Below are 14038 nucleotides of genomic sequence, written 5' to 3' on the forward strand. Positions count from 1 at the left end.
GCCTTGCACAGGGCTGGCGAATTTGGCTCGGGGTATAATCAGGCATGTCCACGATACGCTTATTGCCCGATCAGTTGATCAGCCAGATCGCCGCAGGGGAGGTGGTTGAACGCCCGGCCTCGGCACTCAAGGAGTTGCTGGAAAATAGCCTGGATGCCGGTAGCACCGACATCAGCGTGGCCTTGCTGCAGGGCGGTGTGAAGCAGTTGCGCGTTGCCGACAATGGCGGCGGCATCAGCCAGGACGATCTGACGCTCGCGCTCACGCGTCACGCCACCAGCAAGATCGCCACACTGGATGACCTGGAAGCGGTGGCCAGCCTGGGCTTTCGTGGTGAGGCGCTGGCCAGTATCGCCTCCGTGTCACGCACCCAGATCATCAGCCGTGCTGCCAGCGCGCGGCATGCCTGGCGCATCAGTTCGGTAGGCAGCCAGATCATGCCAGTCGAGCCTGCAGCGCTGGATGCCGGCACCATCGTCGAAGTCTCGGATCTGTATTTCAACACCCCGGCGCGCCGCAAATTCCTCAAGACCGAGGCCACCGAGTTCGGTCATTGTGACGATGCCTTCCAGCGCATCGCGCTGGCCCGCCCGGACGTCAGCCTGATGCTGCAGCACAACGGCCGCGCGGTCAGCCGCTACCAGGCAGGGCCTGCAGCCAGGCGTGTCGCTGAAGTGCTGGGGCAGGAGTTCGCCGATCAGGCTTTGAGCATAGAGGAATCCGCCGCGGGTTTGCGCCTGTGGGGCATGGCCGCCAAACCCACCTACCAGCGCAGCAGTCGCGACAGCCAGTATGTGTATGTGAATGGCCGTTTCGTGCGCGACAAGCTGATCGCCCACGCCATCCGTCAGGCATATCAGGATGTGCTGCACCATGACAGGCACCCCGCATTCGTATTGTTCCTGGAGCTGGATCCGGCTCTGGTGGATGTGAACGTGCACCCGGCCAAGACCGAGGTGCGTTTCCGCGAAGGCCAGTCCATCCATCGCTTCGTGTTCCACGCCTTGCACAAGGTGCTGGCAACCCCGGTTGGCACGGCCACACCGGCCAGCCACAATCCCTTCGCCAGCCAGCCATCACTACAGAATCAGCCGCCGAATTACCCGACCTTCCAGTCGCGCATGGATTTGCAGGCGGCGCAACGCCCGGACTTCTATCAGGTGCTGTTCGGTGCCGGTCAGCCCGGGTCTGCTGCACAGGCGGATGGCGCGCCTGCCTGGTCCGCACCGCCTGAGTATGATGCAGGCAGGGAATTGTCAGCCGGTTCTGCTGCGTTTGGCGGGTTCACGCCGTCGGTGACTCCGGCATCCACGCTGCAGCCTGATAGCGAGTTCCCCATGGGCTTCGCCATCGCCCAGCTACACGGTGTGTATGTGCTGGCGCAGAACAGCGCTGGTCTTATCGTGGTGGACATGCATGCCGCGCACGAACGCATCATGTACGAACGCCTCAAAAGCGCGCTGGATGATGACAGCGTGCCCATGCAGCCCTTGCTGTTGCCGGTGAGCTTCCATGCCGACCGCATCGAAGTCGCCAGCGTGGAAGAACAGTTGAGTTCAGTCCAGTCGAACGGCCTGCAACAACTGGGCTTCGACATCGCCGTGCTGTCACCGACCACGCTGGCGGTGCGCGCCGTGCCCGCCATGCTGCAGGACGCCGATGCTGTTGCGCTGGCGCGTGATGTCTTGCGTGACCTGCGTGAATACGGCGCCAGCCGCGCGCTCACCGAGCGTCGTAATGAGCTGCTCGGCACCATGGCCTGCCATGCCGCAGTGCGCGCCAACCGCAGCCTGACCATCCCGGAGATGAACGCACTGTTGCGTGACATGGAAACCACCGAGCGCTCCGGTCAATGCAACCATGGTCGTCCGACCTGGTTCCAGGTCAGCATGAGCGAGCTGGACAAGATGTTCATGCGCGGCAAATGAAGCGTTCACCCGCATGAGCCTGCTTACTCCCGTCATCCTTCCTCGCGCCATTTTCCTGATGGGCCCCACCGCCAGCGGCAAGACCGGCGCCGTGGTGGAACTTGCACAGCGCCTGCCCGTGGAACTGATCAGTGTGGATTCGGCCCTGGTGTACCGCGACATGGACATCGGCACTGCCAAGCCGGATGCCGCTACGCTGGCGCTTGCGCCGCACCACCTGATCGACCTGATCAGTCCCCTGCAGTCCTATTCTGCCGCGCAGTTCCGTAGCGATGCGCTGGCGCTGATGGCCGACATCACGGCGCGTGGTCGCATCCCGCTGCTGGTGGGTGGCACCATGTTGTATTTCAATGCCTTGCAGCAGGGGCTGGGTGAATTACCGCAAGCCGATGCCGCCGTGCGTGCGCAACTGGACGCCGAAGCCCTGCAGACAGGCTGGCCGGCCATGCATGCACGTCTGGCGGTCATCGACCCCGACACCGCAGCGCGCCTGATGCCTACCGATGCGCAGCGTATCCAGCGGGCGTTCGAGGTATGGATGCTGAGTGGCAAGACCATGACGCAGCTGTTTGCCGAACAGCAAAACCAGGCGCTGCCTTACCGGCTGCTCAAGCTGGCGCTGATGCCGTCGGATCGCAGCGTGCTGCATCAGCGTATCGCGCTGCGTTTCGGGCAGATGCTGCAGGCCGGGCTGCTGGATGAAGTGCAACAATTGCGCCAGCGCTACCCGGATTTGCAGCCCGAGCTGCCGTCCATGCGCTGTGTGGGTTACCGTCAGGCCTGGCAATATCTGCAGGGTGAGTTCGACATGAACGAGCTGCGCGACAAAGGTATCGCCGCGACGCGTCAGTTGGCCAAGCGCCAATTGACCTGGCTGCGCGGCATGGACGATACCGTGCCGGTCGATTGCCTGGATCCTGCGTTGACAGACCGCTTGCAAACCACCATCACCAACTGGCTAGGCTGATGCCTGATTCGGCTTTAATATCCTCAACATGACCCAGCACCTTATTTCTTCCTTGAACCTGAACCTATGAGCATCTCATGACCACACCTCTTTTGATCGGCCAGGCGGGTAGCCAGCTACTGTATCTGTTGCCACGTATGGCCAATCGCCACGGTTTGATCGCAGGCGCCACCGGCACAGGTAAAACCGTTACTTTGCAATCACTTGCAGAGGGTTTTTCACGTATCGGTGTGCCTGTGTTCATGGCCGATGTGAAGGGCGATCTGTCCGGCTTGAGCCATGCAGGTGGCGGTAATGCCCGTGTGGACGCGCGCGTGCAGCAGATGGGGCTCAGTGATTTCAGTTATGCGGCTTGCCCGGTGACGTTCTGGGATGTGTTCGGCAAGAAAGGGCACCCGGTACGTACCACCATCGCCGAAATGGGGCCGGTACTGCTGGGGCGTTTGCTCAACCTCAACGAGGTGCAGTCCGGGGTGTTGACGGCGGTGTTCCGTATCGCAGATGACAAGGGCTGGCTGCTGCTGGATCTTAAAGACCTGCGTGCCATGATCCAGCATGTGGCCGAGCAGGCGTCGGATTACACGGCGCAATACGGCAATATCTCCACCGCCAGCATAGGCGCAGTACAGCGCGCCTTGCTGCAACTGGAGCATGAAGGCGCGGACCAGTTGTTCGGCGAGCCGGCCATGAACATCGATGACCTGATGCAGACCGACAGCCGCGGGCATGGCGTCATCAACATCCTCGCCGCCGATACGCTTTACAACGCACCACGTGTCTATGCCACGCTGCTGTTGTGGTTGCTGTCCGAGCTGTTCGAGCAGCTGCCGGAAGTCGGCGATCTGGATCAGCCCAAGCTGGTGTTCTTCTTTGATGAAGCGCATCTGCTGTTCAATGACGCGCCCAAGGCGCTGCTGGACAAGATCGAGCAGGTGGTGCGGCTGATCCGCTCCAAGGGCGTGGGCGTGTATTTTGTGAGCCAGAACCCGCTGGATATCCCGGATGCAGTGCTCGGCCAACTGGGTAACCGTGTGCAGCATGCGCTGCGTGCGTTTACGCCGCGCGACCAGAAGGCGGTGCGTGCCGCCGCCGAGACCTTCCGCGCCAACCCTGGTCTGGATGTGGAGTCTGCCATCACCGAATTGGGCGTGGGCGAAGCGCTGGTGTCCCTGCTGGATGCACAAGGTCGGCCATTGCCTGTGGAGCGCGCCTTTATCTCGCCGCCCGGCAGCCGCATCGGCCCGGCCAGCGACGCCGAGCGCCAGAAAGCCATCAGCGCCAGCTTGCTGTACGGGCACTACGAGAAGCAGGTGGACCGTGAGTCGGCTTACGAGATCCTCAAAGGCCGTGCCGGGCAGGCCGCGCTAGCCGCACAGCAGCCTGCGCCTGAAGCCGAGCCCGCGTCGTCTGGCTGGGGTGATCTGCTGGGCGGTGGCAGTGCACCGGCCAAACGCGCTGGTCGCCCAGCTGACAGCATGATGACCACGCTGGCCAAGACCGCGGCGCGCACCATAGGCAGCGAGCTGGGACGGCAGATCGTACGCGGTGTGCTGGGCAGCCTGCTCGGTGGCAGCAAACGCCGCTAGAGTCAGTATGCAAAGTACCAGCATGCAAACCATAGGCCGTGCCGGTCAGGCCGAGCAAACCATCACCAAGTCCCGCTTCATCGCGGTGGCGGAATATTGCGCGGATGAGCGTGCGGTGGCTGTGACTCTGCGGCGCTTGGCGGCTCTGCATAGCAGTGCGCATCACCTGGCCTATGCCTTTCGCCTGAAAACACCAGACGGCATCGTGCAGCGCTTCAGCGATGCCGGCGAGCCATCAGGCACGGCAGGCAAGCCCATCCTGCAATTCCTGGAAGGGCGTGACCTGATCAATGTGTGTGTGGGCGTGATCCGCTATTACGGCGGCATCAACCTGGGCACTGGCGGCCTGGCGCGTGCCTACGGCGGCACCGGGCGCATGGCGCTGGAAGCCGCCGAGATCGTGCCCTATGTGGAAATGACCAGCATCGCGCTGGAGCTGGATTACGCCAGACTGGACATGCTGACGCGTGAAGTCAGCAAGCTGCACGGTGAAGTCATCGACAAGCAGTTCGGCGAACGTGTAAGGCTCATCATCCGGCTGCCGACCAAAGAAGCGCAGACCCTCAAAGCACGCTACACCGCCTTATAACGCTTTGCTGGCATGTCTGCCGTTCCATTTCGGGAGACATCATGCGACTACGCGGCTGGTACGAGCAATTCAAGCGGCAATTCCGCGCCAATCTGGTGGCCATCATCAGTCTGCTGACCGCGCTGAGCGGCTTCTACTACAACACCTGGCGCGACCATCAGAACGAACTCAACCACAATATGCGTAACGCTGCCTTTGAAGTATTGAAGGAGCTGGGCGAGCTGCAGACCGTGGTGAACTATGCGCATTTTGAACGCGACAAGCAGCGCGGCAATACACTGGATGGCTGGGGCCATGTGGTGCTGATCCGTGATGTGAGCCGCTTGATGACGCCAGCAGCGGCAGCAGAAGGGCAGCAGCTTTATGCGGCCTGGCAACAGCAGGTGGATAGGCTGGGCGCGGATGCGGCGAGCGAGCAAGCTATCAGCAAGGAGATCACTGAGATGCGTGAGGCGGTGCTGGCGTCGATCAGGCAATTGCAGTAAAAGCGAGTGATTGTAGTAAAAGCTAGCGCTGAAAGAGGATGAGGGTTTCCCAAACCGGATACCTGTCACGCGCTTGCCATCAGGCGCTCACGTCTCATCGTGCAGATGCTGGGTGATGCGCTTGAGGCCCAGTTCGCGCAGCGCGAAGCGGTTCGGACTCAATGCCGCCAGCAAGCCTGTGTCCATGGGCGCAGGTTCGCCGCTGGCATGGCTGGCGATCCACTCTGCGCATAGCGGTGCCTGGATCAGGCCTTTGGAGCCTTGCCCCACATTCACATACAAGCCCTGCAGCCAGGGCAGGCTGGACGGATGTGCGCTGTGCCTGGGCACCTTGCACTGCAATGCCGCGAGGTCCAGCATGGGGCCCGCCAGTGGCAGATAGTCGGGGCTGGCGCAACGCAGTGCGGCACGGCCTTGCATGGCCTTCCCAGCCAGTGCGGCATGCATGACAGGCGCGCTGCGTTGCAGCATGTCCAGATTGGCCAGATGGTCTGCCTCGGTCACCTCAGTACTGGTTTCATATCCCACGAAGGTAGCACCCAGGCAGTGATAGCCGGCACGGGCTGGACTGATGTAACCATCACTGCACAGCACGGTCTTCAATGCCAGGCTAGCCTCCGTAGCGGGTACAAAACTCAGCTGACCACGTACGGGCCGCAGCGGCAGTGCGGCTGTCTGCGTGAACGCTTTACAGTCATTGGCGTTGGCCACCACCACCATGTCAGCCTCCAGTTGCACGCCGGTGCTGGTTTGTAGTTGCCAGCCATCTGCGGTCTGATGCAATGCCAGCGCTGCGCTGCAGGTCAGCGTACTGATGCCTGGCTGGGCAGCGAGAGCCGTGCACAGGGCTGCCGGGTCCACCCAGCCAGCGGCAGGGAAATACAGTGCCTCATGCTGCAGCGGGATACCTGCGATGTGGCTGGCTGTGGCGGCGTCCACGCGCTGCACCAGCGTCTGTGGCAAGCCACGCGCCGCGATGGCATCCAGCCGTGCCTGATGCTTGCCATTGCCCGGTTGCTGGCCTTTGTCCTGACCCGGCTCAGGTTCCTGTGTGCCGCGATGCGCCAGTTGCAGCAGGCCGCAGCGGGCATGGGCGTCTGCTGGCAGGTTGAGGGTCTGCAGTAGTCGCAGTGTAAAGGTGTAAGCATGCAGAGCGAGCCGCCCCAGCGGGGTATCCTGCCCGGTGAGCTTGGGGTAGAGCATGCCCAGCGGGTTGCCAGAGGCCTCCTGTGCCAGTGCGGCATGCCGTTCGATCAGCGTCACCTGCCAGCCACGCAGCGCCAGGGCATGGGCGCTGGCAGTGCCGCTGACGCCGCCGCCGATGACGATGGCACGACGTGCAGACGGGGTGTGGTTGTGCACCGTGGTGGTGGCTGCATAGTGTCCACACAGCATCTCGCGCTTGCGACCAAAACCGGCCACTTTGCGCACGCTGAAGCCAGCTTCGCTAAGGCCGCGCTTGACCAGGCCAGCACTGGTGAAGGTGGCAAACGTGGTGCCCGCATGGGACAGCCTGGCCATCTGCGCGAACAGCGGCGCCTGCCACAGGTCAGGGTTTCTGGACGGCGCAAACCCGTCCAGAAACCAGGCGTCTATACCAAATTTGAGGCTGGAGTTAAGGCCAGCGCTGACACAAGAGCCGCCTCCGGCATGCAGACCTGGCAATGTAGTGAGCGCATCGCCGATCAGCAGGGTCAGCAGCACACGGCCCTGATCGAACTGCAGCCGGTGCCAGCCCGGTGCCAGCATCTGGTATTGCGCCAGCAGTGCCTGACTGTAGCTGTGCAGCTCCGGCCATAATGCCAAAGCCTGCTGCAGATCGTCATGGCTTAGCGGATAGCGTTCGGTGCTGATGAAATGCAGTCGTGCCGACGCTGGTGCTTGCGCGCGCCACAGCTGCCAGGCACACAGAAAATTGAGGCCGGTGCCAAAGCCGGTTTCGGCGATGGTAAAGTGCGGTTGTTGCAGCGCCTGCCAGCGTTCTGCCAGCGCATTGTGGTGCAGGAACACATGGCGTGTTTCGTTCAGGCCATCGTCACGCGAGAAATATACATCACCGAACTGCCGCGAATAGGGTTGCCCATCCGGCCAGTCCAGCTGGGCGTCTTGGGTGGGTTCAGGCGATGAGGGCGATTGGCTCATGAGGATGCCGATGTTGAAGTGGGGTGACGTAAAGCGTTAAGCCTCGGTCCATAGGCATGGATATCAGGATGAAAGACATAATGAAAGCCAACTGGAACAAGGCCACATGAAACATTACCCGGACAAAATGATGCCTCAAATAGTGTCAGCCCATGGCGCCTATGACAAGCATCAGCCGCATTATAGCCACAGCAGTCGCCACCACTGCCATGTCGGCTGAGTTACACGTCGCCTCTGTCCCATCTGGCTGGGTCACGCAGCACGCGCAGCATATCCGCGCCTGTGGTCGGGTGCTCGATCTGGCCTGCGGTTCAGGGCGGCATGCGCGCTGGCTGGCGGCGCAGGGCTGGCAGGTGGATGCAGTGGACAGGGATAGCGACGCGCTGGCCAGTCTGGCCAATATGCACAACATCCAGGTGCTGCATGCCGATCTGGAAAACGCACCCTGGCCGTATGACGGCCTGTTCGACGGCATCGTGGTCACCCGTTATCTGCACCGTGCCCTGTTTCCACACCTCACCGCGGCGCTCGCGCCCGGTGGCGTGCTGATCTACGAGACCTTCATGCGCGGTCATGAGCAATATGGCAGACCGGCCAATCCGGATTTTCTGCTCATGCCGGACGAATTGCGCAAGGTGTTCGAGCCAACGTTGCAGGTGCTGGCTTTCGAACAGGGCATGCTACAGACCATGCCGCCCGCCATGCTGCAGCGTATCTGCGCGCAGCGCGCCGCTTGAACAACTGACTGAGCTTATTGCAGCGTGGTCAGCAGCGGGCTGCGACGGTTGCCTGGCTTGACCAGCAGCAGATGCACATCGCCCAGTGCGCGTTCTTCAAAGCCGCCTTCGCAGTAACACAGGTAGAACTCCCACATGCGGATGAACTCTTCCGGGTAGCCGAGCGCACGTACCTGTTCGATGTTCACAAAGAAGTTATGCCGCCATTCGGCCAGGGTGCGGGCGTAGTGCGGGCCTATGTCTTCCAGATTGTAAAGGCGCAGGTCCGAGGCCCGCGTCGCGCTGCTGAGCAGCGCCGTCACCGAGGGGATGCAGCTGCCCGGGAAGATATAGCGCTGGATGAAATCCACCGAGCGCTTGGCAGATTCATAACGCTGGTCGGCGATGGTGATGGCCTGGATCAGTGCCATGCCTTCAGGTTTTAACAGCCGGGCGCAGGTGTGGAAATATTCGTCATAGAACTGGTAGCCTACGGCTTCTATCATCTCGATTGAAACCAGTTTGTCAAATGTGCCTTCCAACTCCCTGTAATCCTTAAGAACGATATTGATCTTGCCGGACAATCCGGCCGCCTCTACACGTTCCACCGCCAGATCGTACTGGGCTTTGGAAATGGTGGTGGTGGTGATACGGCAGCCATAATGGCGGGCGGCGTAGATGGCGAATCCGCCCCAGCCCGTGCCGATCTCCACCACATGGTCGGTGGGCTGCAGGTCCAGTTTCTGGCAGATGCGTTCCAGCTTGCTGATGGAGGCTTGTTCCAGGGTCATCTCGGCTGCATCGAAGATCCCCGAGGAGTACATCATGGTCGGGTCCAGGAACAACTGGAACATGTTGTTACCCAGGTCGTAATGCGCGGCAATGTTGCGGCGGCTGCCGTCTCTGGTATTGCGGTTCATGCTGTGCAGCAGCTTGAGCAGGGGTTTGGCCAGCCAGGCCAGACCACCTTCCAGCGTGTCCATCACCGATTGATTAAGCACCATGAGGCGGATCAGCGCCGTGAGGTTGTCTGCGCTCCAGTAGCCCAGCATGTAGGCTTCACCTGCACCGACCGAGCCGCCAAAGGCGATATCCCCGTAGAAACGCGCGTCACTGACCTGCAGGGTCACGCTGAGCCCGCCAGGGCGCCCGAAACGGTGACGCTGGCTACCCTCCATAATGACGAGCTCACCCACCGTCATGCCTTGCAGGCGTTTCAGTACCATGCGTCTGGCCAGGTTCTGCAACCAGCCGGACTTGCGTGGCAGCCCGAACAGGGCGGTATTGCCTACACGCACCGCGCTGGCGTCCTTGGCGTTGACTGCAAGGGAGTTGACTGGATTGGAAGGGGGACGGGCGGATTTCATGAACGTGTTCCTTGCGACGACGATACGCCGGGTTTGCTGATCTTGGCCGGGTGGCTGTGAAACGGGACGCCCTTGAGCCACAGGCACAGGGCTTGCCAGTAGATGGCGGCGCTGACCTTGAGCGTCATGAGCGGGAACTGCAGCAGCACCTTGGCCAGGGTCGCGCCAGTGACAGGCTGGTGCTGCAGTTGCAGGGTGGCATCGAACATCTTTCCATCGCCACGCAGATTGCGCATGTGCACATACAGGGCTTGCCCCGGTTTGCCGAAATGCCAGTCGTATTCGATCTGCATGGGCATGAACGGCGAGACGTGGAAATCCTTGCTGAAGCTGAAATCCAGCTGCTGCACCGGCTTGTTGCGGCAATCCAGCACGTAGGCGTGGCGCTCTTTCCAGGGCGTGTTGGTGATCTCGGCGACGATGCTGTCCAGCGTGACGCCATCTGCGGCGTAGCAGTAGTAGAAGGTGACCGGGTTGAAACAGTGCCCGAAGTAGCGCATGTGCGTGAGCATGCGTACCGGTCCGCTCAGTGCATGGCCGGTTTCCTTGAGCACCACGGCCTGCACGGCAGCGCGGATAGGCTGGGCGGGGTCACCCAGATAATCGGCGCGCCGCAGCCAGGCCAGGTTCCAGCGGCCTACCGACCACAACCAGCGGCCTTTGAACAGCAGGTCCAGTTCGTCCAGATCCAGATACAGCATGAACAGCTTGTAGCGGAAGCTGTGCGCTCTGGGGGCAAACCGGCGGTGCTGCACCCAACCGCTGTAAATGGCGCTATGCAACATGCGCCTGTGCCTGCCGGAAATGTTCCAGTGCAGCCAGTGCACTGACCACGCCGTCTTCATGGAAGCCGTTACGCCAGTAGGCACCGCAGTAGCCAGTGCGGTTCACGCCGCTGATCTCGTGGTGACGCGACTGCGCTACCGTGCCCTCGGGCGTATACACCGGATGATGGTAGCTGAGGCGCTTGATGACATTGGCCGGATTGATCTCATCGGTATGGTTAAGCGTCACCAGCAAGGGCTTGGGTGCATCCAGCGATTGCAGGATGTTCATATTGTAGGTGACGGCGACCTTGCCCGTGGGCTGGCTGGGGACATGGTAGTTCCAGGCCGCCCAGGCCAGCTTGCGACTGGGCATCAGGCGCGTGTCGTGGTGCAGGAACACGCTGTTCTGCTGATAGGGGATCGCCCCCAGGATCTGCTGTTCTGCACTGGATGGGTCGGCCAGCATGGCCAGCGCCTGATCACTGTGGCAGGCGAAGAACACCCAGTCAAAGCGCTCTGCTGGGCCACCTTGTGGCGTGACTTCGACCGAATCCTTGAGTCTGCGCACCTTGACCACCGGCGTGTTGAGGCGGATGCGCTCACTGAACCCGGCGGTGAGGGCCTCCACATAACGCGCTGAACCGCCCTTGATGGTGCGCCACTGCGGCCGGTTGTTCACGGTGAGCATGCCGTGGTGATGGAAGAAGCGCACAAAGAAGCGGGCCGGAAAGGCCAGCATCTGCTGCGGTTCCGTGGACCAGATGGCGGCGCCCATGGGTACGATGTAATGGTCGGTGAACTGCTGGCTGTAGCCGTGCTGTTGCAGGTAAGCCCCCAAGGTGATCTCGGTGCCTTCTTCCAGCAATTCCAGCGCCTCTTTGTTGAAGCGCAGGATGTCGCGGATCATGCGGTGAAAAGAGGGGCGGAACAGATTGCGACGCTGCGCGAACAGCGAGTTCAGCGTAGTGCCGTTGTATTCCAGCCCGGTCTTCTCGCAGCGCACGCTGAAGCTCATGTGGCTGTCCTGCCAGGCCACACCGAGTTTTTCCAGCATGGCGATGAAGTTGGGGTACGTGCGGTCGTTGAACACGATAAAGCCGGTGTCCACACTGTAACTCCGGCCGAAATGCTCGATGTCATGCGTGTGGGTATGGCCGCCTATGTGGCTGCCGGCTTCAAATACGGTGATGTCGTGGTCCTGGTGCAAATGCCAGGCCAGCGTGTTGCCTGACACGCCGCTGCCGATGATGGCGATCTTCATGGGTTCAAACTGCTCCGCTGCTATCAGGTTTGCGGTATTCGCGTATCTTGCTGGGCACCGGCCGTAAATCCCAGATCAGTCCCATGGCGCGCAGCATCTGCAGGCCGTAGTAGGTGAGGTCAATCTCCCACCAGTAGAAGCCCTGGCGCGCGGCACCCGGATAGTGATGATGGTTGTTATGCCAGCCTTCGCCCAGGGTCAGGATGGCCAGCAGGAAGTTGTTGCGGCTTTCATCACGGGTAGGATAGCGGCGGCTGCCCCAGCCGTGGGCCAGCGAGTTCACGCTGAAGGTGGCGTGATACAGCACCACGGTCGAGATCACAAAGCCCCAAACCAGCAGTTGCCAGCCATTGGTACCCAGGCTGGGCGCTGCCGCTGCCAGCCATTCGCCCAGGCCATAGATGGCCAGCGCGAATAACACCGGTACCAGCACATCGAAGCGATCCAGAAAACGCAGTTCCGGAAACGCGGCCAGCTCTTTCACACGCTCGGTGCGCGTGGCGAAGTAGGCATCCGACAGGAACCAGCCCAGGTGGCTCCACAAAAAGCCATGCTGCACCGGCGAGTGGGCGTCTTCGACACGGTCGGAATGCATGTGGTGATGCCTGTGCATGGAAGCCCACCACAGCGGGCCGCGCTGCACGGCAGTGGCGCCCAGCAGTGCGAACAGGAATTGCATGAAACGTGAAGTGCGGAAAGCCTTGTGCGAAAAATAGCGGTGGTAAAAGCCGGTCACCGCGAACATGCGTATGCCATACAACAGCACGGCGAACAGCACGGCGAACGCGCTCCAGCCCACCCAGATCACGGACAGGCAAGCCAGATGCAGCAGCACAAAGGGGATCACGCGCAGCCAGTCTATGCGCGGGGTATCGATGTCCGCAGCAGGGTCTGTGCTGCTGTCGAACCAGCGTACCAGGCGGCTCCACAACGGTCGTGCGGCTGCTGTCATGGCTGTCCCTTTGTTGCGCTGGACTGATGCGGCACACGGCGCAACTTGCTCATGTCGTAACCCATCTGGCTGACCAGGCTGGTCAGTGCGCTATATTCAGCCTCGCTCATGTCCGGGCTGCGCGCCATGATCCACACGTAGTCACGCGCATTGCGTGCGATGATGGTCTGGCTGTAGGCCGCGTCCAGGTGCGCGATCAGGTATTCTGCCTTGATGGGCCAGATGAACTGCATGCCCCACAGCGCATTGCCCGTGCCTGGTTTGACGAAGCCGGTGGGCTTGTAGGTCTTGACCGGGCCATCCAGGCTACCCTTGTTGAAACGGAAGGTGGTGGCGATGCTGCCATCCGCATTCTGCGTATAGGACTCGACCGCATTGTAGGACTCGGTCTCGATCAGGGTCGGAATGGCGGCGATCACATACCAGTCGCCCATGAAGCGGGGCAGATCCACCTGCGACACAGTCGCGATAGGCGGCAATTTGTTGGCAGTACAGGCATTAAGCATAAGCGCACAGCCTATCAGCAAGGCGCGCAGGTAGAGGGACTTGGTCATTGCAGTTCGCTTTCATGTTAACTTTTCAATGCAATCAATTGATCTATATGGATAAGCTGTTTTTTAATCAACGTAACTTCTCAACGTAACTTATAGCGCAGTACATAGCCTTCAGGCGTGGTGGATTGCAGTGCCAGCCATTCCTGTTGCGGCGAATACCACAATTCGATCTTGAGTTTGGGGGCTTCCAGCTTGTAGTGATCGGCTTCCACGGCCGTGCCACGTACATCAATGGTTTGCTTGCCCAGCTTGCTGATGTTGACGTTCAGCCATTCCCCGGTTTGCGGGTTGAGCAGCTTCTGCTGCTTTAGCATGAGCGGGTTCCAGTAGGCGAAGGTCATCACACAGGCTGGCAGTTCCAGTGCGCCCTTGGGGGCTTGCACGCGAAATATTCCCTGGTCGAGCTTGCCTTTTACATCCGTGACATCGCTGTTCTCTTTGGTGTTGGCTTCCAGGCTGCTCAGGCAGTCGCCTTGCCAGGTTTCCGTGGCACGGTGCTGATACTTGTAAGCATTGATGAACAGGACTTTCACATTGAAGCTGGCCACGCTGGTCAGCGTCCTGGTATCCCCGTTCTGCTGCAAGGTGAAAGTGTGCTGGCCTATGGCTTTCCCGTCCAGGCTGGCATCGAATGCCCATTGTTCAGCGGCGGCCGGCATGCTGATGGCACACAGCAAAGCACACATGGCGGACATGGTTCTCATCGGATCTCCCATCTGGTTTT

Annotated in this window: 13 protein-coding genes; 6 read left to right on the forward strand and 7 right to left on the reverse strand. The window is 60.9% G+C overall.

All coding sequences use genetic code 11. The annotated features are described in order from the left end of the window. Positions 1-44 precede the first annotated feature (44 nt). The 5 genes from mutL to ED236_RS00570 all read left to right on the forward strand — a co-directional run bounded on the left by mutL (position 45) and on the right by ED236_RS00570 (position 5555). Positions 45-1928, forward strand: coding sequence for a DNA mismatch repair endonuclease MutL (gene mutL / locus ED236_RS00550; RefSeq protein WP_123236011.1), 1884 nt, complete (start codon positions 45-47; stop codon positions 1926-1928). A 13-nt stretch (positions 1929-1941) separates the two neighbouring features. Next, complete coding sequence (miaA, locus tag ED236_RS00555; RefSeq protein ID WP_123236012.1) at positions 1942-2895, forward strand: tRNA (adenosine(37)-N6)-dimethylallyltransferase MiaA; 954 nt, start codon at positions 1942-1944, stop codon at positions 2893-2895. Between the two features lie 77 nt (positions 2896-2972). Next, the gene (locus ED236_RS00560; RefSeq protein WP_123236013.1) at positions 2973-4481 is read left to right on the forward strand and encodes a helicase HerA-like domain-containing protein; all 1509 of its coding nucleotides are present in this window, start codon (positions 2973-2975) and stop codon (positions 4479-4481) included. A gap of 22 nt (positions 4482-4503) precedes the next feature. Next, entirely contained in the window at positions 4504-5070 is a 567-nt protein-coding gene (locus tag ED236_RS00565) for an IMPACT family protein (RefSeq protein WP_123236546.1), read from the forward strand. Positions 5071-5111: 41 nt separating this feature from the next. Further along, a complete protein-coding gene (locus ED236_RS00570) occupies positions 5112-5555 on the forward strand; it encodes a hypothetical protein (RefSeq protein ID WP_123236014.1) in 444 nt (147 codons plus the stop codon). A gap of 87 nt (positions 5556-5642) precedes the next feature. Here ED236_RS00570 and mnmC read toward each other — a convergent pair whose 3' ends face one another. Next, the gene (gene mnmC, locus ED236_RS00575) at positions 5643-7697 is read right to left on the reverse strand and encodes a bifunctional tRNA (5-methylaminomethyl-2-thiouridine)(34)-methyltransferase MnmC2/FAD-dependent 5-carboxymethylaminomethyl-2-thiouridine(34) oxidoreductase MnmC1 (RefSeq protein WP_123236015.1); all 2055 of its coding nucleotides are present in this window, start codon (positions 7695-7697) and stop codon (positions 5643-5645) included. A gap of 209 nt (positions 7698-7906) precedes the next feature. On the opposite strand from mnmC, the gene ED236_RS00580 reads away from it, so the two are divergent. Beyond that, positions 7907-8434 (forward strand): class I SAM-dependent methyltransferase, encoded by a 528-nt coding sequence (locus ED236_RS00580; RefSeq protein WP_123236547.1) that lies wholly within the window; start codon positions 7907-7909, stop codon positions 8432-8434. 14 nt (positions 8435-8448) lie between these two features. Here the strand turns inward: ED236_RS00580 and ED236_RS00585 are convergent, their stop codons facing one another. The 6 genes from ED236_RS00585 to ED236_RS00610 all read right to left on the reverse strand — a co-directional run bounded on the left by ED236_RS00585 (position 8449) and on the right by ED236_RS00610 (position 14018). Further along, entirely contained in the window at positions 8449-9639 is a 1191-nt protein-coding gene (locus ED236_RS00585; RefSeq protein WP_240032016.1) for an SAM-dependent methyltransferase, read from the reverse strand. A gap of 137 nt (positions 9640-9776) precedes the next feature. Continuing rightward, complete coding sequence (locus ED236_RS00590; protein WP_123236017.1) at positions 9777-10565, reverse strand: DUF1365 domain-containing protein; 789 nt, start codon at positions 10563-10565, stop codon at positions 9777-9779. Further along, positions 10555-11808, reverse strand: a complete 1254-nt coding sequence (locus ED236_RS00595) for an NAD(P)/FAD-dependent oxidoreductase (protein ID WP_123236018.1) — start codon at positions 11806-11808, stop codon at positions 10555-10557. Before ED236_RS00595 ends, ED236_RS00590 begins: the two co-directional genes overlap by 11 nt. A 4-nt stretch (positions 11809-11812) precedes the next feature. Continuing rightward, positions 11813-12760, reverse strand: coding sequence for an acyl-CoA desaturase (locus ED236_RS00600; RefSeq protein ID WP_123236019.1), 948 nt, complete (start codon positions 12758-12760; stop codon positions 11813-11815). After that, positions 12757-13314 (reverse strand): lipocalin family protein, encoded by a 558-nt coding sequence (locus tag ED236_RS00605; RefSeq protein WP_123236020.1) that lies wholly within the window; start codon positions 13312-13314, stop codon positions 12757-12759. Before ED236_RS00605 ends, ED236_RS00600 begins: the two co-directional genes overlap by 4 nt. Before the next feature lie 80 nt (positions 13315-13394). After that, a complete protein-coding gene (locus tag ED236_RS00610) occupies positions 13395-14018 on the reverse strand; it encodes a DUF6134 family protein (RefSeq protein WP_123236021.1) in 624 nt (207 codons plus the stop codon). Between the last annotated feature and the right edge of the window lie 20 nt (positions 14019-14038).

It is taken from the genome of Pseudomethylobacillus aquaticus, from assembly GCF_003730115.1.
Taxonomy (GTDB): Bacteria; Pseudomonadota; Gammaproteobacteria; order Burkholderiales; family Methylophilaceae; genus Pseudomethylobacillus; species Pseudomethylobacillus aquaticus.